This window comes from Lactivibrio alcoholicus (genome assembly GCF_055390895.1).
In genome coordinates this window covers 926,614-950,707 of sequence record NZ_AP042471.1, presented here as the reverse complement: position 1 = coordinate 950,707, position 24,094 = coordinate 926,614, and the positions used below count along the sequence as shown (strand labels likewise).

22 protein-coding genes are annotated in these 24,094 nt (G+C 65.1%); 11 read left to right on the top strand and 11 right to left on the bottom strand.

What is annotated here, in order from left to right; all coding sequences use genetic code 11:
• Position 1: 1 nt before the first annotated feature.
• Genes ACZ5IU_RS04680 through ACZ5IU_RS04670 form a run of 3 tightly spaced genes read left to right on the top strand, consistent with a single transcriptional unit; the run spans position 2 to position 2,875 of the window.
• Complete coding sequence (locus tag ACZ5IU_RS04680) at positions 2-895, top strand: ABC transporter permease (RefSeq protein ID WP_464421019.1); 894 nt, start codon at positions 2-4, stop codon at positions 893-895.
• Positions 896-900: 5 nt separating this feature from the next.
• A complete protein-coding gene (locus ACZ5IU_RS04675) occupies positions 901-1,899 on the top strand; it encodes an ABC transporter ATP-binding protein (RefSeq protein WP_464421017.1) in 999 nt (332 codons plus the stop codon).
• A complete protein-coding gene (locus tag ACZ5IU_RS04670; protein ID WP_464421015.1) occupies positions 1,889-2,875 on the top strand; it encodes an ABC transporter ATP-binding protein in 987 nt (328 codons plus the stop codon). Before ACZ5IU_RS04675 ends, ACZ5IU_RS04670 begins: the two co-directional genes overlap by 11 nt.
• 42 nt (positions 2,876-2,917) lie before the next feature.
• On the opposite strand, the gene ACZ5IU_RS04665 is transcribed toward ACZ5IU_RS04670, so the two are convergent.
• Positions 2,918-3,955 carry a dipeptidase gene (locus tag ACZ5IU_RS04665; protein WP_464421013.1) on the bottom strand — a complete coding sequence of 346 codons (1,038 nt, stop codon included), beginning with the start codon at positions 3,953-3,955 and terminating at the stop codon, positions 2,918-2,920.
• Positions 3,956-4,048: 93 nt separating this feature from the next.
• Here ACZ5IU_RS04665 and ACZ5IU_RS04660 point away from each other — a divergent pair, with 93 nt between their 5' ends.
• Complete coding sequence (locus tag ACZ5IU_RS04660) at positions 4,049-5,503, top strand: leucyl aminopeptidase family protein (protein WP_464421011.1); 1,455 nt, start codon at positions 4,049-4,051, stop codon at positions 5,501-5,503.
• 65 nt (positions 5,504-5,568) lie between these two features.
• On the opposite strand, the gene ACZ5IU_RS04655 is transcribed toward ACZ5IU_RS04660, so the two are convergent.
• Positions 5,569-7,188: an ABC transporter substrate-binding protein gene (locus ACZ5IU_RS04655; RefSeq protein ID WP_464421009.1), complete on the bottom strand. Its 1,620-nt coding sequence runs from the start codon at positions 7,186-7,188 to the stop codon at positions 5,569-5,571.
• 226 nt (positions 7,189-7,414) lie between these two features.
• Between ACZ5IU_RS04655 and ACZ5IU_RS04650 the strand changes: the two genes are divergently transcribed.
• From ACZ5IU_RS04650 to trpA, 5 genes are all read left to right on the top strand, one after another.
• Positions 7,415-8,248, top strand: coding sequence for a M55 family metallopeptidase (locus ACZ5IU_RS04650; RefSeq protein WP_464421007.1), 834 nt, complete (start codon positions 7,415-7,417; stop codon positions 8,246-8,248).
• 105 nt (positions 8,249-8,353) lie between these two features.
• Entirely contained in the window at positions 8,354-9,241 is an 888-nt protein-coding gene (locus ACZ5IU_RS04645) for a DMT family transporter (protein WP_464421005.1), read from the top strand.
• A gap of 326 nt (positions 9,242-9,567) precedes the next feature.
• On the top strand, positions 9,568-10,326 hold the full coding sequence (gene trpC / locus ACZ5IU_RS04640; protein ID WP_464421003.1) for an indole-3-glycerol phosphate synthase TrpC: 759 nt from the start codon (positions 9,568-9,570) through the stop codon (positions 10,324-10,326).
• Positions 10,327-10,360: 34 nt separating this feature from the next.
• Complete coding sequence (trpB, locus tag ACZ5IU_RS04635; RefSeq protein ID WP_464421001.1) at positions 10,361-11,548, top strand: tryptophan synthase subunit beta; 1,188 nt, start codon at positions 10,361-10,363, stop codon at positions 11,546-11,548.
• A 2-nt stretch (positions 11,549-11,550) separates the two neighbouring features.
• Positions 11,551-12,339: a tryptophan synthase subunit alpha gene (gene trpA, locus ACZ5IU_RS04630; protein ID WP_464420999.1), complete on the top strand. Its 789-nt coding sequence runs from the start codon at positions 11,551-11,553 to the stop codon at positions 12,337-12,339.
• Between the two features lie 33 nt (positions 12,340-12,372).
• On the opposite strand, the gene ACZ5IU_RS04625 is transcribed toward trpA, so the two are convergent.
• The 8 genes from ACZ5IU_RS04625 to ACZ5IU_RS04590 all read right to left on the bottom strand — a co-directional run bounded on the left by ACZ5IU_RS04625 (position 12,373) and on the right by ACZ5IU_RS04590 (position 20,239).
• A complete protein-coding gene (locus ACZ5IU_RS04625; RefSeq protein WP_464420997.1) occupies positions 12,373-12,675 on the bottom strand; it encodes a helix-hairpin-helix domain-containing protein in 303 nt (100 codons plus the stop codon).
• Positions 12,676-12,692: 17 nt separating this feature from the next.
• Entirely contained in the window at positions 12,693-14,144 is a 1,452-nt protein-coding gene (locus tag ACZ5IU_RS04620) for a xylulokinase (protein ID WP_464420995.1), read from the bottom strand.
• A gap of 68 nt (positions 14,145-14,212) precedes the next feature.
• Positions 14,213-15,142 carry a sugar ABC transporter substrate-binding protein gene (locus ACZ5IU_RS04615; RefSeq protein WP_464420993.1) on the bottom strand — a complete coding sequence of 310 codons (930 nt, stop codon included), beginning with the start codon at positions 15,140-15,142 and terminating at the stop codon, positions 14,213-14,215.
• 71 nt (positions 15,143-15,213) lie between these two features.
• Positions 15,214-16,194, bottom strand: coding sequence for an ABC transporter permease (locus tag ACZ5IU_RS04610; RefSeq protein ID WP_464420991.1), 981 nt, complete (start codon positions 16,192-16,194; stop codon positions 15,214-15,216).
• Positions 16,191-17,681 carry a sugar ABC transporter ATP-binding protein gene (locus ACZ5IU_RS04605; protein ID WP_464420989.1) on the bottom strand — a complete coding sequence of 497 codons (1,491 nt, stop codon included), beginning with the start codon at positions 17,679-17,681 and terminating at the stop codon, positions 16,191-16,193. Before ACZ5IU_RS04605 ends, ACZ5IU_RS04610 begins: the two co-directional genes overlap by 4 nt.
• Positions 17,678-18,487 carry a BtpA/SgcQ family protein gene (locus ACZ5IU_RS04600; RefSeq protein ID WP_464420987.1) on the bottom strand — a complete coding sequence of 270 codons (810 nt, stop codon included), beginning with the start codon at positions 18,485-18,487 and terminating at the stop codon, positions 17,678-17,680. Before ACZ5IU_RS04600 ends, ACZ5IU_RS04605 begins: the two co-directional genes overlap by 4 nt.
• Entirely contained in the window at positions 18,484-19,452 is a 969-nt protein-coding gene (locus ACZ5IU_RS04595; RefSeq protein ID WP_464420985.1) for a sugar-binding transcriptional regulator, read from the bottom strand. The genes ACZ5IU_RS04600 and ACZ5IU_RS04595 overlap by 4 nt, the downstream gene beginning before the upstream one ends.
• A gap of 106 nt (positions 19,453-19,558) precedes the next feature.
• A complete protein-coding gene (locus ACZ5IU_RS04590) occupies positions 19,559-20,239 on the bottom strand; it encodes a protein-L-isoaspartate(D-aspartate) O-methyltransferase (protein WP_464420983.1) in 681 nt (226 codons plus the stop codon).
• Positions 20,240-20,375: 136 nt separating this feature from the next.
• On the opposite strand from ACZ5IU_RS04590, the gene ord reads away from it, so the two are divergent.
• Both ord and ACZ5IU_RS04580 read left to right on the top strand, forming a co-directional pair.
• Positions 20,376-21,380 carry a 2,4-diaminopentanoate dehydrogenase gene (gene ord / locus ACZ5IU_RS04585; RefSeq protein ID WP_464420981.1) on the top strand — a complete coding sequence of 335 codons (1,005 nt, stop codon included), beginning with the start codon at positions 20,376-20,378 and terminating at the stop codon, positions 21,378-21,380.
• Positions 21,381-21,432: 52 nt separating this feature from the next.
• The gene (locus ACZ5IU_RS04580) at positions 21,433-22,779 is read left to right on the top strand and encodes an MATE family efflux transporter (RefSeq protein ID WP_464420979.1); all 1,347 of its coding nucleotides are present in this window, start codon (positions 21,433-21,435) and stop codon (positions 22,777-22,779) included.
• Here ACZ5IU_RS04580 and ACZ5IU_RS04575 read toward each other — a convergent pair whose 3' ends face one another.
• Entirely contained in the window at positions 22,780-24,051 is a 1,272-nt protein-coding gene (locus tag ACZ5IU_RS04575; protein WP_464420977.1) for a phenylacetate--CoA ligase family protein, read from the bottom strand.
• Positions 24,052-24,094: the final 43 nt, after the last annotated feature.

The window sequence follows — 24,094 nt, the reverse complement described above, 5'->3', positions numbered from 1 at the left end:
AATGACTGACGGAGTAACACGGAGCGCTCAGACGGGCAATCTCCGGCAGGAGGCCTGGATCCGCTTTCGCCGCAACCGCTTGGCGATGCTGGGGCTTGCGATGGTTCTCTTCCTTCTCGTCGTGGCGGTGTTCGCCCCCTTCTTCGCGCCGTTCGACCCGTTCAAGCAGCTCATCTGGTCGGAGGGCATGAAGGTCCGCCTCGCCCCTCCGACGACCTCGCACTGGATGGGAACGGATCTCTTCGGCCGGGATATCATGAGCCGCGTGATCTACGGCGCGCGGATCTCCCTTCAGATCGGCATCTTCGCGACCATCGTCTCGCTGTGCATCGGCGTTCCGCTCGGAGCGACCGCGGGATACTTCGGGGGGCGAGTCGACGACCTCATTTCGTGGCTTATCAATGTGGTATTCGCCTTTCCGTTCTTCCTTTTCGTCCTCGCGATCCTCGCGGTCTTCCGGAATCCCGGAATGCTCGTCGTCTTCACGGCGATCGGACTGGTCAACTGGGTGTCCATCGCCCGCGTCACGCGCGCGCAGTTCATCTCGCTGCGGGAGCGCGAGTACGTCGAGGCGACCCAGGCGCTCGGCCTTCCCACGCATCGCGTCATCTTCCGCCATATTCTCCCGAACGCGATCGCGCCCGTGATCGTCCAGGCGACCCTTGGCATGGGGAGCGTCATCATGGTCGAGGCCGGGCTTGCGTTCATCGGGTTCGGGGCGCAGCCTCCGATTCCGAGCTGGGGGCTCATGATCTCCGAGGGGCAGAAGTATCTTCCGACGGGACAGTGGTGGTGGACGCTCTTTCCGGGAATCGCGATCATGTTCACGGTGCTCGCGTTCAATTTCGTCGGTGACGGTCTCCGGGACGCTCTCGACGTCCGGCTGAAGAGGTAGTCGCCATGGCGCTTCTCGACATCAGGGATCTCAGGACGTACTTCGATACGGACGCCGGACTCGTGAAGGCGGTCGACGGCGTTTCCTTCAGCGTGGAGCCGGGCGAGACGCTCGGACTCGTCGGCGAATCGGGATGCGGCAAGAGCGTGACGGCACTGTCGATTCTGCGGCTGCTTCCGAAGCCCGCCGGACGAATCGCGGGGGGCTCCATTCTCTTTGACGGACAGGACCTCGCGAAGCTTTCCGAGGACAGAATGCGCTCGATCCGGGGAAACCGGATCTCGATGATCTTTCAGGAGCCGATGACGAGCCTGAACCCCGTCTACACGGTCGGAGAGCAGATCATGGAGCCCCTCAGGCTCCATCAGCGCCTCGACCGGAAGCAGGCCTTCGAGCGGGGCGTCGGGCTTCTCGACATGGTGAGCATTCCTTCGGCCCGGCAGCGTATGAACGACTATCCGCACCAGCTCTCCGGAGGAATGCGTCAGCGCGCGATGATCGCGATGGCGCTCGCGTGCACGCCCGCCCTGCTGCTCGCGGACGAGCCGACGACGGCGCTCGACGTCACCGTACAGGCGCAGATCCTCGACCTCATGAACGAACTCAGGCAACAGCTCAACTCGGCAATCCTGTTCATCACGCACGACCTCGGGGTCATCGCCAGGATGGCGCACCGCGTCGTCGTCATGTACGCCGGAAAGATCGTCGAACAGGCGCCGGTCAGGGATCTGTTCCGCGATCCGAAGCATCCGTACACGCGCGGACTGCTCCAGTCGATCCCGAAGCTCACGACGACGGCGCGACGGCTCGGCGTCATTCCGGGTGTCGTTCCGAGTCCGCTCGCATTCCCGAGCGGATGCAAATTCCACAACCGGTGCGCCGAACGGATGGACCGGTGCCCGAACGACGAGCCGCCCTTGTTCTTGCCGTCCGGCGGACGAGCCGTCCGGTGCTGGCTCTACGACGGGAATCCGGTGGAAGGAGAGACTTCCGATGCACGCTGACGCGGATGCGCCGATCCTTCAGGTGAGCGGCCTGAAGAAACACTTCCCGATCAGGAAAGGGATCTTCAGGAACGTCGTGGGACATGTGAAGGCCGTCGACGGCGTCGATCTGTCCGTCCGGCGCGGGGAGACGCTCGGTCTTGTCGGCGAATCGGGATGCGGCAAGTCGACGCTCGGCCGAACGCTGATGCACCTCCTGCCGCCGACCGCCGGGACCGTGGTCTTCGACGGCGAGGATGTCGGGGCGGCACTGAAACGGAACCCGTCGGACATCAGGAGGCGCCTTCAGATCATCTTCCAGGATCCCTACGGAAGCCTCAATCCCCGGATGACGGTCCGCGAAATCGTCGGCGAAGCGGTGCGGTATCACGGCATCGTTGCCGACAGGAGGGAACTCGACGAGTATGTCGTGAAGGTTCTCGTCCGGGCCGGGCTCCGGCCGGAACACAGGTTCCGCTACCCGCACGAGTTCTCCGGCGGCCAGAGACAACGAATCGGCATCGCGCGCGCTCTCGCGATGAACCCGGATTTCATCGTCTGCGACGAACCCGTCAGCGCGCTCGACGTGTCGATCCAGAGCCAGGTGCTCAACGAGCTCCGGGATCTCCAGGACGATCTCGGGCTGACCTATCTGTTCATCACGCACAGCCTGTCGGTCGTCAAGTTCATCTCCGACAGGATCGCGATCATGTACCTCGGGAAGATCGTAGAACTCGCGGAGAAGAACGAGGTTTTCGCCCGTCCGCTGCATCCGTATACGCAGGCGCTGCTCTCGGCGATCCCGCAGCCCGATCCCGAGGACCAGGGGGAGCGCATCCTGCTCCAGGGGGATCTTCCGTCGCCGGCGAATCCGCCGGTCGGATGCCGCTTCCATACGCGGTGCCGCCACGCGACGGCCCAATGCGCCGAACAGGAGCCTCCGTTCCGCGATCAGGGCAGCGGTCACTGGGCGGCCTGCTTTCTGTACGAGCGATGACGGCGACCGGGGGGAGAGCTTCTCCCTCCCCCCGGGTCGTCATTATCCGATCGTTTTTTGCAGGAAGCGCATCAGATTCTCGCCGAGGATGCCCCGGACCTCCCCGTCCGAATAGCCCCTGAGAAGGAGCTGTTCGGTCAGCAGCGGAGCGTTCGCGTACCCCTTGACGCAGTCGTAGTTCGCGAACGGTCCCGGGCCTGAGAAATCGCGCATCTCGTCGCAGAAGTCGAAGCCGAATCCGATGGCCGCCGGTCCGGCGAGGTTCCGGATGTGGTCCGCGTGGTTCGCGAGATCGGCCTCCGTCAGCGGCGCGCGAGCGGGATCGCCGACGAAGGTGCTGCACACGTTCATTCCCATGAGGCCGCCTCGCGATGCGAGCGTGAGGATCTGGTCGTCCGTGAGATTGCGCATCGTGCCCGCCAGCGCGCGGGAGTTGGAGTGCGACGCGATCACCGGGCCGTCGTGGAGCGCGAAGACGTCCGCGACGCCCTCGTCGTTGAGGTGGCTGACGTCGAGGTACATTCCGAGCCGGGTCGCCTCGCGGATCAGGCGAACGCCGAACTCCGTGAGCCCGCCCTTTCGCCCTTCCTCGACGGGCTTGAAGAAGCACCCGTCCCCGGCGGCGTTCCTCCGGCTCCACGCGATCCCGACGCCGCGGACGCCGAGCGCGTGAAAGACGCGCAGCAGGCTCAGGTCGGAGCCGATCGGCTCGACGCCCTCGAAGGAAAGGAGAATGGCGAGTTCCCCGCGTTCCTTCGCGGCGAGGATCTCGGTCGTGTTCCGGCAGGGCGCGAACAATCCAGGGCTTTCCTCGAGTTCCGCCTGCAGCGCCGCGATCTGGTCGAGTGCCCGGCGAAGCGCCATCTCGGGGAGAAAATCGTTTCCTATGAAGATCGACGAGATCACGAGATCGACCCCTCCCGCCCGGAACTGCGGAAGATAGTCCGTTTCGATGACTTTCGTGCGTCCCTCGAGACGCTTTTCGAGAACGAGTGGCAGCAGGTCGAAGTGAGCGTCGGCGACGAAGGCGTCGTTATGGAAGTCGCGCGCCCGAAGCGCGGTTTCTGTGCTGTGTTTCATCGAAATCCTCTCCTTGGGTTTGCTGGATGTCGCTTCAACGAATACCGGACGCATCCGTCCGGAATTATTATGCCACGTCAGGAGGCGCAATACATGGACATTCACCCGTATCAGGCCGGAGAATCGGCGGAGCTTCTCTGCATTTTCCTGTTCGAGGGAGAATCCCCCCTTTCCCCTCTGGTTTCCGAGGTGTCGGCAGCTCTGGAACATGCGCTTTCACTGCCACAGGATCCCGGGAAGAAGGGCTCCCTGAGAGTCGTCCCCGTTCCCGGCGCGCCGGTCAGAGCCATGCTTCTCGCTGGACTCGGCAAACGTCCGGAATCTGCGGCGGCGCAGGCGACGGCCTACAGGAACCGTACGGCCGAATGCGTCCGCTGCGCGTCGACGCTCGGATTCGAGAGCATCGTCGCGCAATTCCCCGGGAAGCCGGACGCGTTTCTCTCGCGAGCCGTCGCCGAGGGCGCGATTCTCGGAAACTACGTCTTCCGGAGGTACTGGACGACCGACTCGCACCCCGAAAGGACGGAAATAACGTCATTCGGGCTTGCCGGGGGCGACCAAGACGGACTCGGGCGCGGCGTCGTCTCGGCCGAGGCCCAGGCGTTCGCGCGCGATCTCGTCAACGAGCCCGGCAACGTCGTCACGCCGCTCGCGCTCGCGGAACGCGCGCTCGTCCTCGCCCGCGAAGGCGGTCTCGAATGCACGATCCTCGACGAGGGCGCCATCGACGCGATGGGGATGAACGCGCTCCTCTCGGTCGGCCGGGGCTCGACGAACCGGCCGCGGCTGATCCACCTCGTCTATCGCCCCGACGCGGAGCCCAGGCGACGCATCGCACTCGTCGGAAAGACCGTGACATTCGACAGCGGCGGCCTCTGCATCAAGACGCGCGACGGCATCAAGACCATGAAAATCGACAAGACCGGCGGCTGCAACGTCCTCGCGATCATGCGCGCTCTCGGGACGCTCCGGCCGGCCGTCGAGGTTCACGGAATCCTCGGCGCCGTCGAGAACATGCCCGACGGCGACTCCTACCGCCCCGACGACATCATCAGGACGATGAACGGGAAGACCATCGAGATCCTGAACACCGACGCCGAGGGGCGCGTGACGCTCGCCGACGTCCTCACCTATGCGAGCCGCGTCCGTCCGGACGCGCTCGTCGATATGGCGACGCTGACCGGCGCCGCCGTGACTGCGCTCGGAAATTACACGGCCGCGCTCGTCTCCGACCACGACGGCCTGAGCGCCGACCTTCTCGCCGCCGCGGAACGCGCGGGGGAACGCTTCCACCGCTTCACGATGGACGACGATAAGCTCCGGGAGAAGATCACGTCCCAGAACGCCGATTTCACGAACTCCGGCGGTCCCGGCGGCGGCGTCATTACGGCCGGGATGCTTCTGCGGGAGTTCGTGGATCCCGGGATTCCCTGGGCGCATCTGGATATCGCCGCGGTCGCGCATTACGACAAGGAGTTCGACTGCTACGGCACGGGCGGATCGGCCTTCGCGCTCCGGACCTGTCTCGAGTACGTTCTCTCCGTGTGACGCGGCGCCGCCGAAAAAAAGCGCCGCCCCGGAATCGGGGCGGCGCCCTGTGCATTGATAATCGCCTACTTCGAGAGAGAGATCTCGCTCAGATCGGTCATATACGCGCCGAGGAACGGAAGCTGAATGTTCCGGACCTCGGGACGGGCCACGAGGCTCGTTGTCTGGTAGTACAGGAAGAGCCACACGGCGTCGTCGACGATCTGCTGCTCGGCCTTCTTGTACATCTCGACGCGCTTCGCGGGGTCGGGTTCCTTCCGGGCGTCGCGGAGAAGGGTATCGACCATGTCGTTCTTGTAGCGGCAGTAGTTGCCCTTCGCGCCGAAGTTGTCGGAACAGAAGAGCGTGTAGAGGAAGTTGTCGGGGTCGTTGTAGTCCCCCGCCCAGCCCGCGCGGAAGAACTCGTAGTCGCCGCGCCGGACGGCGTCGTAGTGCGCACCGACTTCAGTGGACGCGAGGTTCACGGTGATGTTGAACTGGGAGAGTTGCGCCTGGACGGCCTCGGCGATCGCCTTGTGCCGCGGCGTGCTGTTGTAGTGGAGCGTGATCTCGAGACCCTTTTCGTACCCGGCTTCCTTCAGGAGCTGCTTCGCCTTCTCTGGGTTGTACTCGTATCCGCGGAGTTTGGGATCGTACGACGACATCCCCGGGGGCAGAACCCCCATCGCGGGCATGTAGCGTCCGTTGAGGAGCATCTCGCTGATCGCCCTGCGGTCGACGGCGTAGTTGATCGCCTGCCGGAGCTTGAGATTGTCCTTGAACGGCTCGCGGATCTGGCTGAGGCCGTAGTAGTAGTTCTGAAGCGCGGGACGTTCCTGGTAGCCCTTGCCGAATTCCTTCTTGGCGTCCGCGTAGTATTCGTCGGTCACTTCCTCGAGGACGTGAAGATTTCCCTTCTTGAGCTCCATGTAGGCCACGCCGTAATCTGGCATGACGACGAGATCGACTCCGTCGAGATAGGGCAGCTGCGCGCCCGAGGCGTCCTTGCGCCAGTAGTCGGGATTCTTCCTGAACGACACGTAGTTATCCTGCTTCCACTCATGGAAGGCGAACGCGCCCGTTCCGACCGGCGCGAAGTTGAAATCCTTCCCGAGTTTCTCGGCGTCTTCCTTCGGCACGACGCCGAACGACGTGTACGTCAGCGCGGCGAGGAACGGCGCGTAGGACATGTCGAGCGTGAAGCGCACCGTGTGCGGGTCGAGGACCTCGATCCCGGCCCACGTGTCGGTCTTGCCGTCGAAGAGATCCTTGTACCCCTTGATCGCGGAGATGAACATGACGCGCGAGGACTTCATCTTCACGAGGCGTTCGAGGCTGTACTTCACGTCGCCGGCGGTCATCTCGCGCCCGCCGTTCAGCGTCGGACTCCCCTTGACCGTCTTGTGGAAACGGACTCCCGTACGGAGATGGAAGGTCCAGACCGTCGAGTCCGCGTTGACCTCCCACTTCTCGGCGAGATGCGGGACGATCTTCCCGTCCGCATCGTTCCTGACGAGCGTTTCGAGGTAGAGATTCGTGCCCCGCGCCGACGTCGTGATGTTCGACGTGACGGGATCGAGAGCCGGAGGGTTGTTCTGCAAGTGCCACTTGAGAATGCCGCCGCGGGATACGTCCGCATACGCCGCCTGACCGGCGGCGGCGATGATGCACAGAACGCAGAGCAGAAGCCATGTGCGTTTTTTCATGGTACCCATCCTCCTTGCCGTAATAGTGTCTTCATCCTGACATCCCGTACCGGTTGCCCGATTTTCCCTCCTGAAGATGCACCTCCCTCCGGAACGCGCTATACTTCTATTGGATCCATTTGTTCATCCATTTCTACATCCTCCGCCGGTGATTGTCAATGTGAAAAGGACGGTGGAGGACGCGAGGGGCGGAACGCCCGGAAAACGTTTGAAGGAGTGATTCGCGATGAAGATTTACGTCAGTGCCGATATGGAGGGCGCGACCGGCGTCGTCAGCGCGCTGCAGACGCGTTCGGACCACGCCGCGGAATACGCGTTCGGATGCAGGATGCAGCTCCACGACGTCCTGGCGGTCGTCGAGGGAGCGATCGAGGGCGGGGCGAGGGAGATCGTCGTCAACGACTCCCACGCGCGGATGATCAATCTCGATGTCACGACCTTTCCGGAAAACGTCCGTCTCCTCTCGGGAACGCCGAAGGCCCTCGGGATGGTCGAGGGCGTCGAAGGATTCGACGGTGCGTTCTTCGTGGCGTACCACGCGATGTCGGGGACGCCGTTCGCGGTTCTCGACCATACCGTCTCGGGAGCGACGATTTTCGACGTCCGCCTCAACGGCGAACCCGCGGGGGAAACGGCGATCAACGGCGCCGTCTGCGCATCCTGCGGCGTTCCCGTGGCGCTCGTGACCGGAGACGCCGCCGTATGCCGAGAGGCTTCGGCGCTTCTCGGCGACGGACTCGTGACGTGCTGCGTCAAGGAGGCGCGCGGCAACGCCTCGGCCGATTGTCTGCCCCCGTCGCGGACGCGAAACCTGCTCCGGGAGGCCGCCCGCGAGGCGACGCTCCGGGTAGCTTCGAAAAAGGCGCCACTTCAGAAAATCTCGACGCCGTACGTTCTCGGACTGACGTTCAAGTATTCGCGGCAGTGCGACGTCGTCTCGTACGTTCCCGGCGTGGAGCGCATCGACGGACGCACGGTGCGGATGCGCGGCTCCGACATGGTGGAAATGCGCCGCTGGATCAACGTCGCGACGGGGCTCGCGGGGGCGGTCGCGCTCTGATCCTTCGAGAAATCGTGTACAATATGACGCATCGGGAGGGCGACTGACGTTCCCCTCCATCCGGGCGGGGGTGCGTCGATAAACCGCCTGTAAGCCGGAGGCGGAATGTACGTTCTGGGAATACTCATGAGCGCCCTGACGGCCTGTTGCTGGGCCGCGTCGCCGATCCTCCTGAAACGCGGGATGGATGGCCTTTCGTTTCTCGAGGTGAACGCGATCCGGTCGATCGGCTCTTTCGGCGTCCTGCTCACGATCACTCTCGCGACGGACCCGGCGTTCCTCGTCTGGAGCGCCCCGTCCGTCTTTTTCCTCGTGATCCTCGCGAACACGGTCTTCGGCAATATCGTCGGCGATATCCTCTACTTCGCCGCGATCCGGCATCTCGGCGTCAGCCGCGCCGTCCCGATCACGAGTTCGTATCCGCTCATCGTCACGGCCGTCTCGGCGTTTTTCTTCGGTGAGAGCGTCACGTGGAACATCATCCTCGGAACGGTCCTCGTCATCCTCGGGGTCGTTCTCCTGCGTTTCGAGGTCGCAGGGGGCGACAGGCCGGCCATGGCCGCGAGGGGCTTTCTCTGCGCGCTCGGGGCCGCGCTCGCTTGGGGCTTCACGGTGCCGCTCACGAAATACCTCCTTCTCCAGGGCATTCCGGGAATCACGATCGCGTTCTGGAGGTCGGTCTTCCTCGTCGGATGCACGTGGATCCACTGGGGGATCGGCACGGCGCGCGCGGACCGGGGCCGGATCGCGCGCGTCTCTCCCCGCGCCGCTCTGGCGATCGTCGGGGCTGGCGCGTTCGGACTCGGGGTCGGCGTCTTCACGTTCACGAAGGCGGTCACGCTGATTCCGCTCTCCATCGTGACGCCGATCACTGGAACGAGCCCGCTTCTCACGGCGCTCTTCGGGATTTTCGTCATGCGCGAGCAGTCGACGGCCGCGCAGTGGACGGGCATCGCGCTCATCGTCGCCGGGTCGGTCGCCGTCGGCCTGTAGAATCAGTCCGGCCGCACAATCGCGCCTTCACCTGTTGACAGATCACGTTCGTCCGTGGTATCTTCCCCCGTAATCAATCTTGGGAGGAATCGTTCATGATCCGGAAACTCCTCAGTCAGAACTGGTGGTGGCGGGCCAGATAGCCTGCCGCCTGTGACCATAAAGCCCGCGAACCGATAGACAAGCGCGCACTTTACGGCCGTGGAGGCAGGTCCCACAGGGGATCTCCTTCCACGGCCGTTTTCGTACCCGAAGCGAGAGGGGGGAAAGGCCGGAAGGTCTTTCTCCCCTCTCGCTGTTTTTATGTCGCACGAAGGGAGAACGTCATGATACTCGAGCGGATTCTGAAGAAGAAGTTCGAAGAAGCTGCGGAGCTCGTGAAACCGGGCGGACGAATGTCTTCGGCACTGAAGCGCGATGGACTTTCCGTCATCGGCGAGATCAAGCGGGCGTCTCCGAGCAGGGGCGTCATCAACGGGGCGGTGGATCCGCCGGAGCAATTGTCGTTCTATGAGCGTGGAGGCGCGGACGCGGTGTCGGTTCTCACGGACGCCTCGTTCTTCGGGGGAAGCGCGAACGACTTGCGCTCCCTCAGGACGCTGACGAAGCTTCCGCTTCTCCGGAAGGATTTCATCGTTTCGGAACTTCAGGTCTACGAGAGCCTCTTCCTCGGCGCGGACGCGATTCTGCTCATCGTCGCCGCGCTCGGGAAGACTCGCGTCGAGGAGCTTCTGGCTCTGACGCACTCGCTGGGAATGGAGGCCATCGTCGAAGTCCATACGGAAGGAGAACTTCTCGATGTCCTCGACACGGACGCGACGATCGTCGGCATCAACAATCGCAACCTGGACGACTTCACGGTGGATCTCCGGACCACGGAACGTCTCATGGCGGTCCTCGAACGGCGCGAGGGACGGGAATCTCGCATCGTCGTCTCCGAAAGCGGCGTTCGGAACGACCGCGACGCGGCCTTCCTCGCAGGGACCGGAGCGGATGCCATTCTCGTCGGCGAGGCGCTCATGCGCGCCGGTGACCCGGCCGCGATGATCCGCTCGTTCAGGAAAATCTCCGTACGCGCGGCGTGACGCGCCGGACACATTCGGAAAGGAGAGAACGTTCATGAAGACATCGATGTATTTCGGACCCTTCGGGGGGCAGTTCGTTCCCGAGACGCTGATCCCGGCGCTCGAAGAGCTCGAGGAGGCATACCTCGAAAGCATGACGGATCCGTCGTTCGACGCGGAGATTCTGCCGCTGCTCAGGCACTACGTCGGCCGTCCGTCCCCCCTCTATTTCGCGTCCCGCATCACGGAAGCGCTCGGAGGGGCGAAGGTCTACCTCAAGCGCGAAGACCTGAACCACACGGGCGCGCACAAGATCAACAACGCGCTCGGCCAGGCGCTCCTCGCGAGGCGCATGGGCAAGCGGCGCATCATCGCCGAGACCGGCGCCGGGATGCACGGCGTCGCGACCGCGACCGCCGCCGCGCTCTTCGGGCTGGAGTGCGTGGTGTACATGGGCGAGGAGGACGTTCGCCGGCAGGCGCCGAACGTCGCGCGAATGGCGCTCCTCGGGGCGGAGGTCATCTCCGTCACGTCCGGCACGCGAACCCTCAAGGACGCCGTCAACGAAGCCATCCGCGACTGGGTCACGAATGTCGGGACATCCTTCTACGTCATCGGTTCCGTAATGGGGCCGCACCCGTATCCGCTCATGGTACGCAACTTTCAGCGGATCATCGGCGTCGAGGCCCGGGCGCAGATTCTCGAAAGGGAGGGGCGTCTTCCGGATCAGGTGGTCGCCTGCGTGGGTGGGGGGAGCAACGCGATGGGGATCTTCCACGCGTTTCTCGACGACGCAGGGGTCGCCCTCACGGGCGTCGAGGCCGCCGGAAGGGGGATCGAAACCGGCCTCCACGCAGCGACCATCTCGGCGGGCCGTCCGGGTGTCCTCCACGGATCGTACTCCTACGTCCTGTGCGACGACGACGGGCAGATCCTGCCCGCGCACTCGATATCGGCCGGACTGGACTATCCCGGCGTCGGACCGGAACACAGCATGCTCTCCGATACGGGACGGGCCGCCTACGTATCCGCCACCGACGACGAGGCCGTCGACGCATTCATGCGCACGTGCCGCCTCGAAGGCATCATTCCGGCGCTCGAGAGCTCCCACGCGCTCGCGCACGTCTACCGCACGGCAGGGGCGCTTCCGAAGGAGAATATCGTCCTCGTGAATCTCTCGGGCCGGGGCGACAAGGACATGGATACGATCCTGGCCCTTGCGAAAGGGAAAAAGGAGAGCTGACGATGAAGACTCTTGCACAGGCGTTCGCGCATACGAAAGCGTTGATACCGTACGTTTCGGCGGGGGATCCGGACCTTGCGACGACCGCTGAGCTCCTTCAGCTGCTGGACAGAGAGGGGGCGGATATCCTCGAGGTCGGGATTCCGTTTTCGGACCCTCTCGCCGACGGCCCCGTCATCCAGCGAGCCGGACAACGCGCCCTCGCTGGAGGAGCCACGCTGAAGAAAATTCTCGAAATGCTCGCCGGTCTCAGAGACCGGATCTCAGCACCGAGAGTCCTCATGGGGTACATGAATCCGATCATCTCCTACGGCCCAGGGCGGTTCGCGGCCGATGCGGAATGCGCCGGCGTCGCAGGAGTCATCGTTCCCGACCTTCCGTTCCATCAATCGGATGAACTTGCCTCCCTGCTCCGGGACCGGGGGATCGACCTCGTCCTCATGGTGACCCCGAACACGACGCCGCTTCGCCTGAAGGCCATCGCGGAGCGGGCCTCGGGCTTCGTCTATTGCGTCTCGCGGCTTGGCGTTACGGGGGAGAGCGAAGGGCAGGGAGCGTCGCTTGAGGAATACACGGACCGCGTTCGGGCGGCTACGTCTCTGCCGCTCGCCCTGGGGTTCGGCGTGAACGGTCCGGAAAGGGCGAGGGCCGCCGCACGCGCGGCCGACGGGGTCGTCGTCGGAAGCGCGCTGATCTCGCTGCTCGAACCGTGCGGTACCGACGTGGCGTGCATCTCGGATAAGGCGAAGGCGTTCATCGGCTCCCTTCGCGAGGCGATCCGGAACATCTGATTGAAGACGGCTACCGGAGGGACGGAACGGGGATCAGTCGTTTCCCCTCCCTCTCCGGTAGAGTCGCTTCCGTTCCTCCGTGAATGTCCACCACGGGCGGGGAGGTTCGCCGTCCATGAAGCGGACGATCGAAATGAACGTATCCAGGACGCAGGGATCCTGACGCGTCCGCGTCTTCTCGCAGAGGGCGTCGTACAGCTCCCGGGGATCTCGGCCCCTGAGCTGCGCTGGATCGCGGATTCCGATCAGGCGCAGGTCTTCGGCCATCGAGGGGCCGATGTTCGGCAGGTCCGTCAGCTGCGCGACGCGTGCGCGGTCGACCTTTGTGGGATTCATGGCGGATCACTCCTTATTTATATTCCGTATCCGGGAAACATCGTCCGGCACATTCCGACGAAGCGACTCCGGTGCGGCGCGTAGGCTTCATGCCGATCCGGATCGGGGTCGACGGTGTCCAGCTTTCCGAGATGCTCCGCGATTCCCGGGAGGGCGTCCATCCGGTCGAGCGGGACGTCGGCGCTCAGCGCGACGAGAGCGTCGCCGAACGAGGCGTCGGTGTCGGGGTGCAGTCGGAGGCGCCTTCCCGTGATGTCGGCGACGAGGCGCATGAACTCCGGGACGTGCGCCAGCCCTCCACCGGCCTCGAGCGTGTCCGGCGTCGGCGTCTTCCGGGAGATCGCTTCGAGAAGCATCGAGAGCTCGTATCCGAGCGCCTCGCGGGCCGCCCACGCGATGTCCCAGGGCTCGCTTGTCCCTGTCAGCCCCGTGACGGTGCAGGTCGCCCCCGGGGCGTGGAAGGGCGTCCTCGCACCCTCGAGGTAGGGGAGCATGACGATTCCGGTCGGCCTGGTCCGGGCCTCTGGCTGCGCGACGCCCGTGAGCCGTCCGACCCATTCGAGGAACTTCGCGCCCGACGACGTCGCCGCTCCGACGCGCCAGGTCCCGGGAACGAGCGACATTCCGGCGACGAAGCCCGGAACGCGGACGGGCGTGTCGGTCGTGAGCAGAAGCGCGAGCGTGGAGCCGAACGAGACGGTCATCCGGCCCGGACGAAACCCCCATGAGGCCATGACTTCGGCGTTGATGTCGCACCCGCCCGTCATGACGACGGTTCCTTCCCGGAGCCCCGTGGCGTCGGCGGCCTCCCGCGTCACGCTCCCGAGACGATCGAGCGGCCACGCGAGCGGAGGAAGACGTTCCGGATCGAGACCGGCTTCCGCGAGGATCGTGTCGGGGCGAGCGCATGTGCGCAGATCCACGAGCCCCGTCCCGGCCGCGCTCGGGTAGTCCCAGCGGGCGATCCCCGTGAGCCATGCGGTCGCAAAGTTGTTGCTCTCCAGGAAGTACCGGGTTCGCGCGTAGATGTCGGGACACTCTTCCTTGAGCCACAGGATCTTGGGGATGACCGAATGCGTCGTGAAGGGACCGCCGAGAACTTCCGCGAGGCGTTTCGTCCCGAAATGGCGGTTGAGCCGGGCGACCTGTTCGGTCGAGCGACGGTCGATTCCGTAGAGAATCGCGTTGTAGACGGGACGGAACTCCGCATCGACGGGGACGAACGTTCCGCAGAGAGAACTCACGCAGAGGGAGCTCACTTCGGAGAGCGGAATGCGCGTCTCGAGATCGCGGCAGAGGGCGACGACACCGTTTCGCCAGGTTTCGGTCGGGGCGACCTCGTACCAGTCGTCCTTCGGCCGGACGACGCGTGCCGGGATCCGGCTCCGGGCGCAAAGACGCCCCTCGTCGTCGATGACCGCGGCCTTCAGCGACGAGGTGCCCATGTCGATTCCGAGGTGGAGTGCCATGTCCGCTTTCGCTCCTTTCACAAAAGAAAGGGGCCGGACCGACCGGCCCGGCCCCTCAGGATAGCATACTACTTCGGAAGATTGCTCTTGTCGATGAGCGGTGCGTCCATGTAGATGATCTTCCGGCCGCCGGTCGCTTCGTCGGCGGTCTTGCCGTTTACGGCCATCGCGTCGACGATCGACGCCGCCTTCGCGGCCATGTCTTCAAAGGGCTGCGAGACGGTCGCGGCCATGTTGCCGGTCCCGATCCGCCGGAAGGTTTCCTGGTTGCCGTCGACGCCGACGACGGCGACGTTCTTCATCTTGTGTTCCGCGAGAACGTCGGCGGCCGCGTAGCCGAGCTGGTCGAACGCGCACCAGACGCCGTTGATCTGATCGCCGAAGCGCGTCGCGTAGGTCTCCATCGCCGAGCGCGTGTCGTCCATGAATCGCTTCGAGGCGACGACGCTGTACTCAGCGAGAACCTTGATATTCGGGTATTCCGTGAGAATCGCGTCGAAGACCTTGCCGCGACGGCGCGTCCCGTAGTGCTTCTCGAACTTGATGACGATGATGTTGCCCTTGCCGCCGAGCGAATCCATGAGGTAGGTGGACGCCTTCGCGCCCATCGCGAAGTTGTCCGCCGTGATGTCGCACACGACGCCGTCGACGTAGCCCGAGTCGATCGTGATGACCGGGATCTTCGCGCCGAGGAGCTTGTCGAGCGCGGGTCGTATCTCCTGCGGGTGCGCCATCGCGAGGACGACCGCGTCGACCTTCATCTGGAACAGGTTCTCGAGCTGGTTCGACTGCGTTTCGATGGAGCCCTGGGAGTTGAGCATCTTGACGTCCCACTTCTTGTCCTTCGCGACCTTCTCGAAGGCGTTCGCCACCCGGGCCTGGGACTCCGCAGAGAAATTCGTCGCGATGAACCCCACCTTGATCTCCTTCGCCGCCGCCATTCCCGCGGCGCCGCACAGAAGCGCCGCGGCCGCCGCCACTGCCGCAAACCGTTTCACCGTACAACCCCTCCCTTTGAGTGATGCGTCTGAATGCGCCGCCTCGTCGCGGCGCGAAAAGCCGCTTTGCTCTAGCGCGCCGAGCGCTTCGCCTGCCAGGACGTCAGCGCCACGGACAGAATGATGATGACGCCCTTCGTGATGTCCTGCATATAGTAGGGCGACCCCGCGAGCGTCATGCCGTTGTTGATGATTCCGATCATGAGCGAACCGATGAACGTCCCGAACGGATTCGCCCGCCCCATGCTCAGGACGGTCATTCCGAGAAGAGCCGACGCGAAGCCGTCCATCATGAAGCCCGCCGCGCCTTCGGGGTTCGCGGATCCGAGCCGGGCCGTGAGCAGGATGCCCGTGAACGCGGCGGCGAGCCCCGAGAGTGTGAGCGCGAGAATCTTGTACGTGTCCGTGTCGACTCCGGCCAGGCGTGCCGCGGCCGGGTTCGCGCCCGTCGCCTGCATGTACTTTCCCGGACGCGTACAGGAGATCATCACCTGCGCCGCGACGACGACGACGAACATGATGAACACGAGCGACGGGACCGGGCCGACGCTTCCCCGTCCGAGCGCGAGGAACGAGTCGGGAAGCTTGCCGTAGAAGGAGACGCCCTTCGTGTACATGTAGATGAGTCCGCCCGCGATGATCCCCGACGCGAGCGTCGTAATCAGCGACGGAATTCCGACCTTCGTGACGAGGATCCCCGCCGCGACGCCGAAGACGACTCCGACCGCGAGCGCGGCGAGCGATGCGGCGAACGGATTCATGCCGCCGAAGATCAGTCCAGCGACGATGGCCCCGGCGAGGCTCGCGACGTTCGGGAAGGCGAGATCGAGTTCGCCGACGATGAGGCACATCGTGAACCCTTCCGAAATGATGGCGAGCAGCGCGATCTGCCGCAGGATGTTGAGGACGTTCTGTCCCTCGAGAAAGCCCGGAACCGTCACCGCGAGCCACGCCGCGATAGCGGCGAGCGCCATGATCGTCCCGAAGCGCGTCAGAATGTCCCGTCCGCCGGGACGTGCGTGTTTCCGGAGATTTCCGTTTTCGTCGCTCATGCCGTTGTCTCTCCCATCATCATTCCGAGAACCGCGTCCGCGTCGTATGGGGGACGTGTCTCCCCGACGATCTTCCGGTCTTTCATCACGTACAGCCGGTCCGCGATGGCCAGCAGCTCGCGCAGATCCGAGCTGATGAACCAGACGGCCGCGCCCTGCTGCGCCAGATGCCCCATGATATCGTAGAGTTCCCTCTTCGCGTCGACGTCGATGCCCTGCGTCGGCTCGTCGAAAATCCAGAGCGCCGCCGGAAGTCCGAACCACTTTCCGACCGATACCTTCTGCTGGTTTCCGCCGCTCAGCGTCGCGACGGACTGCGTGTGCGAGGCCGCCCTGATCGAAAGGCGCCCGATGGCGGACACCACGTGTCTCGCGGCCGCCTTTCCGCGGACGAAGCCCATGCGCGACAACCCCTCGAGCTGCGGCAGGATCAGGTTTTCGTAGACGCTCATCTGCGTGAGCAGCCCGTGCTCCCTGCGATTTTCCGGGATCATGACGATTCCCTGCCGGATGGAGTCCTTCGGACTGCGCGGACTGAATTCCTCCCCGCTGAGGCGGATGGTTCCGGCTTCGCGGGAGCATCCCGAGAAGATCGCCTCCGCGAGTTCCGTGCGTCCGGCGCCGACGAGACCGGCGAAGCCCACGATCTCCCCGGAACGGATCGCGAACGACACGTTCCGCAGATGCCCGTGCGGCGACGAGAACCCCGCGGCCTCGAAGACGATGTCGCCTGGGCGAGACGGAACCTTGGGGTACTGTTCCTCCATGTCGCGCGAAATCATCAGCCGGATCAGGTCGGCCTCCTTTGTCGCGGCCGCGTCGACCGTCTCCACGTAGCGGCCGTTGCGCAGAACGGAGATGCGGTCGCACAGCGACAACACCTCTTCGAGGTGGTGGGAGATGTAGAGGATCGCGAGGCCCTTCCGTTTCAGATCGCGCACCAGCGCGAACAGTATCTCGCACTCCCGCATGCTCAGAGGCGCGGTCGGTTCGTCGAAGATGATGATCTTCGGGTTCCGGAAGAGAACCTTCATGATCGTGAGCATCTCCTGCTGTCCGCTTGACAGCGTGTGCGCGGGGGCGTCCATGTCGATGCCGAGCCCCTGTCCGTACGTTTCGAGGAAGCCTTTGGCCGTCGCCCGCATCTCGCGTTTTTTCAGGAACCCGGCGTACGTAGGTTCGAGGCCAAGGAAGAGATTCTCCCACCCGGTGAAGTGCGGCACGAGTTCGCGCTCCTGGTGGACGACTCCGACGGTTTGCGACGCGTCGCGCGGAGAGGAGAAATTCCGCTCGACCCCGTCGATCAAGAAGGAGCCGGCGCTCGGCCGGTGGACGCCGGCGAGAATTTTGACGAGGGTGGATTTTCCCGCGCCGTTTTCGCCGACGAGTCCGTGAATCTCTCCCGCCTCCGCGGACAGGCTGACGTCCTCCAGCGCCGTTACGCCCGGAAAGGTCTTCGTCAGTCCGCGGATCTCGAGGACGCTCATTTGTACTGGGCTCGGACGTCCCTGGCGCGCGCAATGAACTCCCTGGCGCGGGCCGGATCCACGGGATTGAACGTATTGCCGTCGACCTTGATGCTCGTCCCCATGATCACGCCGTCGGCCAGGGCGAGCATGCGCTCGACGTTGGACGTCCGGACTCCGGTACCGGCGACGACGGCGACGCCTTCCGCCCCGGTGCGCGCGCTCTTCAGGTCGTCCTCGGCGATTTCGCTGCCCGCGGTGGTCCCGGCGAGACAGACCGCGTCCGCGAGGCCGAACTTGACCGCGCCGCGCGCGATGTCCTCGAGTTTCCGCCCGCCAAGGGGTTCCGTGTGGCCGGAGATGTTCGCGACGATCTTCATGTTCCCGTGGACCGACGACTTCAGGCGCAGGAGCTTCCCGGCGCACGGATCGACGATGCCCCAGTCCCCGACGAAGACCCAGGAGAGGAAGATGCGCACGAAGTCCGCCTCGACGGCCGTTCCGACGGAGATCGCCGCTTCGGGGTCCGCGAGAACCGACAGGCCGAAGGGTGTGTCGAGGAGCTTCGACGCCTCGGCGATCAGCCGGGCCATCGCCGCCACCGTGACCGGCGCGACGGTCGAAAGATACGGACGGTCGCCCTCGTTGCTGAAGACGACGCCGTCGAAGCCCGCCTTCATGAGGACTTCCGTGTCGCGCAGCGCTATGTCGCGCAGCGCCTTCATCCCGGTCGTAGGGTCGTAGAGCGGGGAACCTGGGAGCGGCGGGAAGTGGACCATTCCCAAAATGGGCTTGCGCGTGCCGAAGATGCGTTCGAATTCCGTCATGCGTTTTTCGCCTCCATGAGAGTGTTTTCTTTCGAAAGGATGTATTCGCATGTCGTCGCGTCGCTTACGAGCGCGGTCACGATGCCTGCCCTGAGCGCCGCGTGGACGCTCCTGAGCTTCGACGGGCCGCCTCCGATGCCGATCCTGTGCGGAATCCGGAGCAGCCGGTCGAAGGGGATCGAAATGAGTCGCCGGTTGAACGCGAAGTCGATCTCGCGCCCTTCGCCGTCGATGAAGTGGCCGAGGACGTCGCCGACGGCGCCGAGCGCCCTGGCCTCCTCGAGGTCGAGGAACTCCGGGGAGAGGAAGACGTACAGGCTCGTCTCGAGGCCGGGACCGATCGAAAAGATCGCGGTGTCCACGGAATTCCAGAACTCCGTGGCCCGGGCGATCTGCGATTCGGCGAGGAAGACGTCGCGGACGGACGAGGAACTCACGACCGCGGGCGCGAGGAGATAGGAAAACGTGCAATTGAGCGTCGTCCCCATCGTACTGACGAGGCGGTTCGTCTCGCGCTCGGGGTTCGGGGTCGCGAATCCGCCCATGAGCGGAATCACGCGCATCCCCCGGACACCGTCGCCGGGGGCGAGCGACTCGATCATCTCGAAGATCGTGCCGCCGCTGCCGATGCCGATCGTTCCCCCCTCGGGGCAGAACTCGGGGATGAGGCGCTTGGCCGCCATCCCGAGGAGTTTCTTGAGCTTCCAGGCGTCGCGGTCGTGCCCCGAGTCGATGATTTCGGTGCGCTCGAGACCGAACCGCCTCGCGAGGCGATCCCCGAGTTCGAGGGAACGGTGGGCCGTGTCCACGATCCTGACGCTGACGACGCCCTGCTCGACGGCTTCCTGCAGGATCCGCGACACCGTGGCCGCCGAGACGCCGAGATGCCGTGCGATCTCCTTCTGGGAGCACCGGCGCGTGTAGTACAGTTCGGAGACCTTGACGAGAAGCGCGTTTGAATACATGTATCCTCCTTGAAAAATTTCTCTGGAACATATTTCACTTTGACGAGGCTATTGTACCAACAGCACGGTGGACTTTTCAACGGGTTTTCGGTCGAAAACGGTCGCCTTACGGAAAGGCCGATTCGTCCGGATCGCTCCGGACTCCCGGAAGGATCGGAACGAACCGGCAGAACTCGAGACGCTCCTCGTCGATCCTGTCGCCTCGGCGCGTGATCCGTACGACCTGCTGCAGGCCGCTTCCGACGTCGAGCGGCAGGACGAGCCTTCCGCCGTCGCGAAGCTGGGCGATCCACGCGGGTTCGACGAGCCCGGCCGCGGCGGTGACGATGACGCCGTCGTAGGGCGAATGATCGGCTCGCCCGGCCCGTCCGTCGCCGAACACGCACGCGACGTCGTACCCGAGCTCGCGGAGCAGTGCGGACGCCCGTGCGTGGAGACACGCGATCCGTTCGACGGTGACGACCCGGGCGCCGAGATGCGCGAGAATCGCCGCCTGGTACCCCGAGCCCGTGCCTATTTCGAGGATCGTCTCTCCGGGCCGGGGGGCGAGGATGGCGGTCATCGAGGCGACCATGTACGGCTGCGAGATCGTCTGGCGACATCCGATCGGAAGCGGTCCGTCGGCGTAGGCGAGCGCGTCGGATTCTTCGGGAACGAAACGGTGTCGGGGGACCGAGCGGAATGCGTCGAGGATGCGTTCGTCCGTAATGCCGCGCTTTCGGATCTGGAGCTCCGTCATCAGGATCGCTTCGGTTCGCCTGGTTCCGGTAGTATCCGAAGGACTCACGGATCATCCCTCCCTCTGGCGAAGACCCGCTGATTTTCCGCTGCGAAGTCTTCGCCGCAATGATATGGTAGACGGCGGATCCGGGCAACGGGGACGATGAGATCTCCGGGCGTCCCGGCGAAAGGGGAGGAGTTTCGTGGAACGGACGACGGCGGCGGTTGTGGGACTCGGGGCGATGGGGCGGAAGATTCTGTCCATCCTTCTCGAGCGTGGCGTTCCGGTGGTCGCGGCAGTGGACCGGATCGAGGGGCGTGAAGGCCGCGACGCGGGGGAATACGCCGACATCTCCCGGACGACCGGCGTTCGCGTGACGGCCGATCCGGACGCGGTCGCGCGGTCGGGGGCGACGGTCGCATTCATCGCGACGGCGTCCCTCGTGCGGGATGTCGAGCCTCTCGTGATGTCGTTCCTCGACGCCGGGGCGAGCGTCATCACGACGGCCGAGGAGATGGCCTATCCGTGGCGTTCCTCGCCGGAGGCCGCGAGGCGTCTCGACGAGAGGGCCCGCGAACGGGGCGTCGCGGTTCTCGGAACCGGAATCAATCCGGGCTTCGTCCTCGACCTTCTCGTCATCGCGATGACGGGCGTGTGCCGCTCGGTCCGGTCGATCCGGGCGACGCGCGTGAACGACCTCTCCCCGTACGGTCCGACCGTTCTCCGGGAGCAGGGCGTCGGTCTGTGCCCCGAGGCGTTCGTCCGCGGCTGCGCCGACGGGAGCGTCTCCGGACACGTTGGATTCGAGCAGTCGATCGCGATGATCTCCGACGCCCTGGGGCTCGGGGTCGACAGGATCGAGCAGGAGCGTCTCCCGATCGTCTCGGCGGTCTGGCGCGAGGAGAAGGGAATCGTCGTCGAGCCCGGAATGGTGGCGGGATGCCGCCAGATCGGGCGGGGGTACCGGGGCGGGGAGCTCCTCGTCGAGCTCGACCACCCGCAACAGATCCACCCCGCGATGGAGGGTGCGGCGACCGAGGACAGGATCCGGATCGACGGCGAGCCGTCGATGGACCTTCTGATCCGTCCGGAGATCCCCGGCGGCGTCGGGACCGCCGCGATCGCCGTCAATTCGATGTCGCCGCTCCTCGCCTGCAGGCCGGGGCTGCGGACGATGCTCGATCTTCCGGCGCCGCGGCTCGGGTGAGACGGTGCGGTTCATGATATGATCCCTCCATTCGTCTCGAGGGGGTCGTATCGTGCAGGAACAAAGCGCGGAGAACCGCCCGCTGGCCGTCGACCCCGTCGGCCGCCTTCTGGTGCGGCTTTCTCTTCCCGCGATTCTCGGGATGCTCGTCCAGGCATCCTACAATTTCATCGACGCCGTCTTCATCGGTCGGGCCGTCGGGCCTTCGGGGCTCGCGGCGATTTCCGTGGCGTTTCCCGTGCAGCTCCTCCTCGGGGCCGTCGCGACGACCATCGGCGTCGGCGGGGCGTCCGTCGTCTCGAGGAGCCTCGGGGCCGAAGAACCGGACCGGGCCGACCGCGCGCTCTTCACGGTGGCGCTTCTCTCGGTCTTCCTCGGACTGGTCGTCCTCGCCGCCGGCCTGGCGCAGCGCGAGCACCTCGCCGCGCTTTTCGGCGCGTCGGGCGTCGTCACGGCGCGGACGGTCGAGTTTCTGGATGTCATCTTCCTCGGCGCGCCGCTGTTCTGTTTCTCGATGGCCGCGAACGCGCTCATCCGGGCCGAGGGCAACGCGCGAACCGCGATGGCGTCGCTCCTCGTGTCGGTGGCCGTGAACATCCTCCTCGCGCCGCCCCTGCTGTTCCAGGCGAAGATGGGGATGCGGGGAGCCGCCATCGCGACCGTCGCGGGGCAGGGAGCGTCCGCCCTGTGGGTCTTCCTGCACTTTTTCCTGCGGCGCGGTGCGCTCCGGTTCCGGAGACGGCTCGCCGCGCCGCGGCCCGAGATGGTCGGGGAGATCTTTCTCGTCGGGTCGTCGGAGTTCGTGCGCCTCGGCGCCGCGAGCGTCATCGTGGGGATTCTCAACAACTCCCTCCTCGCCTACGGCGGCGAAGAGTCCGTTGCCGTGTACGGCATCGTCAACCGGTCGCTCTCCCTGTCGTTCATGTGCCTCTTCGGGATCGCGCAGGGGATGCAGCCCGTCCTCGGGTTCAACTACGGCGCGGCGCTCATGGTCCGCGCGCGCCGCGTGATGCTTCTCGCGGTCGAGGCCGCGTCGATCGTCTCGAGCCTCTCGTGCCTCGTCTATTTCCTCTTTCCGGAACCCATCGTCCGGTTCTTCACGGATGACGCCGCGCTCGTCGCCGGGAGCGTCTCCGCGATGCGGCTCGTCGTGCCCGCCTACTGGATCGCGGGCTTCCAGATCACCGGATCCGCCGCGTTCCAGGCGATCGGGAAGGGAGGATACTCGCTCGTCCTGTCGCTGTCGCGCCAGGTGCTCCTTCTCCTGCCCTTCCTCTACGTCTTTCCGCGCATCTGGGGGCTCGCGGGCGTCTGGCTCGTCTTCCCGACGGCCGACATCCTCTCGGCGCTCGTCACGCTCGTCTTCTTTCTCCGGGAATGGAAGCGCCTGAGGGCGTGATCATCGGAGGTCGACGACGCGCCTGGCCTTCTTCGTCGCGCGTTCGAGCGTCCCGTAGGGGACGATCTCGACAACCGGCGTCGCGGAGAAGAGCGCCTTGAATTCGTGCTCCACGATCTTCGGCGAGGAGCGCCCGCCGGTTTCCGACGCCTCGACCTCGAGCGCGAGGACGTCGCGACCGTCCTCGGTCCGGAGCGTGATCCGGTATTCGCACGACAGACCCGGTATCTTCGAGAGCATGACCTCCACGGCCGAGGGGTAGATGTTGACGCCGCGGAACGTGATCATGTCGTCCGTCCGTCCGTCGACGCGCGCCATGAGCGGGTGGGGCGATCCGCAGGAACATCGCCTGCGGAGGAGCGTCGTGCGGTCGCCCGTCCTGTAGCGTACGAGCGGCATCCCCTCCTTGACGAGCGTCGTGACGACGAGTTCGCCGCTCTCGCCGTCGGGGAGGACGACGCCGCGCTCGTCGACGACTTCGAAGAGGAACAGGTCGTCCCAGTAGTGCAGCCCCTCGTGGCATGGACAGTCGATCGCGATCCCGGGGCCGTACGTCTCCGTCATGCCGTAGATGTCGAACGTCTCCGCTCCAGTCAGGACCTCGATCATGCTCCGGCGCTTTTCCCCCCACTGCTCCGCGCCGAGAATGGCGATCCGGAACGGCGGAAGGCTTCCGGACCGGGCCATCTCCTCTCCGACGAGAAACGCGAACGACGCGGTGCCGATCAGGACGGTCGGACGCAGCCGCCGCATGAATTCGAGTTGTTTGGGCAACGGCTGCGGCCCCAGCGGGACGGCCATCGCCCCGATCTCCTCGACGCCGGCCTGAAAACCGATCCCGGCCGTCCAGAGCCCGTACCCGGGCGTGATCTGCACGCGATCCTCCGGGCCGACTCCGGCCATTCGCAGACAGCGCGCCATGATCTCCCGGAAGACGGCGACGTCGCCGGCCGTGTACGGGACGATGACCGGTTCTCCCGTCGTCCCCGAGGTGCTGTGGATCCGGACGATGTCGCGCTCGGGCGCGCAACAGAAGGCGAGCGGCGCGGCGTTCCGGAACGAAGCCTTCGTCATGAAGGGAAGTCTCCGGAAATCTTCCGGCGTCCGGATATCCTCCGGAGCGACAGATCCGAGGTGCGTTCTCCATGCCGCGGAGCGAATGCAACTCCCGAGCGTCCTCCGGACGGCGTCGAGCGGGAAGGGGCGCTCTTCCCGTCCGTTCCGGGGGATCGGTTCCGCGCGTTTCGTTTCGGTGTGCGTGTGAACTGTCATAGGGCTCACCTCCAAAAAAATAGGGGCCGCTTGTCGCGGCCCC

Coding starts and splice junctions, on each gene's coding strand:
- ACZ5IU_RS04680 (WP_464421019.1), top strand. CDS start 2: ATGACTGACGGAGTAACACGGAGCGCTCAGACGGGCAATCTCCGGCAG.
- ACZ5IU_RS04675 (WP_464421017.1), top strand. CDS start 901: ATGGCGCTTCTCGACATCAGGGATCTCAGGACGTACTTCGATACGGAC.
- ACZ5IU_RS04670 (WP_464421015.1), top strand. CDS start 1,889: ATGCACGCTGACGCGGATGCGCCGATCCTTCAGGTGAGCGGCCTGAAG.
- ACZ5IU_RS04665 (WP_464421013.1), bottom strand. CDS start 3,955: ATGAAACACAGCACAGAAACCGCGCTTCGGGCGCGCGACTTCCATAAC.
- ACZ5IU_RS04660 (WP_464421011.1), top strand. CDS start 4,049: ATGGACATTCACCCGTATCAGGCCGGAGAATCGGCGGAGCTTCTCTGC.
- ACZ5IU_RS04655 (WP_464421009.1), bottom strand. CDS start 7,188: ATGAAAAAACGCACATGGCTTCTGCTCTGCGTTCTGTGCATCATCGCC.
- ACZ5IU_RS04650 (WP_464421007.1), top strand. CDS start 7,415: ATGAAGATTTACGTCAGTGCCGATATGGAGGGCGCGACCGGCGTCGTC.
- ACZ5IU_RS04645 (WP_464421005.1), top strand. CDS start 8,354: ATGTACGTTCTGGGAATACTCATGAGCGCCCTGACGGCCTGTTGCTGG.
- trpC (WP_464421003.1), top strand. CDS start 9,568: ATGATACTCGAGCGGATTCTGAAGAAGAAGTTCGAAGAAGCTGCGGAG.
- trpB (WP_464421001.1), top strand. CDS start 10,361: ATGAAGACATCGATGTATTTCGGACCCTTCGGGGGGCAGTTCGTTCCC.
- trpA (WP_464420999.1), top strand. CDS start 11,551: ATGAAGACTCTTGCACAGGCGTTCGCGCATACGAAAGCGTTGATACCG.
- ACZ5IU_RS04625 (WP_464420997.1), bottom strand. CDS start 12,675: ATGAATCCCACAAAGGTCGACCGCGCACGCGTCGCGCAGCTGACGGAC.
- ACZ5IU_RS04620 (WP_464420995.1), bottom strand. CDS start 14,144: ATGGCACTCCACCTCGGAATCGACATGGGCACCTCGTCGCTGAAGGCC.
- ACZ5IU_RS04610 (WP_464420991.1), bottom strand. CDS start 16,194: ATGAGCGACGAAAACGGAAATCTCCGGAAACACGCACGTCCCGGCGGA.
- ACZ5IU_RS04605 (WP_464420989.1), bottom strand. CDS start 17,681: ATGAGCGTCCTCGAGATCCGCGGACTGACGAAGACCTTTCCGGGCGTA.
- ACZ5IU_RS04600 (WP_464420987.1), bottom strand. CDS start 18,487: ATGACGGAATTCGAACGCATCTTCGGCACGCGCAAGCCCATTTTGGGA.
- ACZ5IU_RS04595 (WP_464420985.1), bottom strand. CDS start 19,452: ATGTATTCAAACGCGCTTCTCGTCAAGGTCTCCGAACTGTACTACACG.
- ACZ5IU_RS04575 (WP_464420977.1), bottom strand. CDS start 24,051: ATGACAGTTCACACGCACACCGAAACGAAACGCGCGGAACCGATCCCC.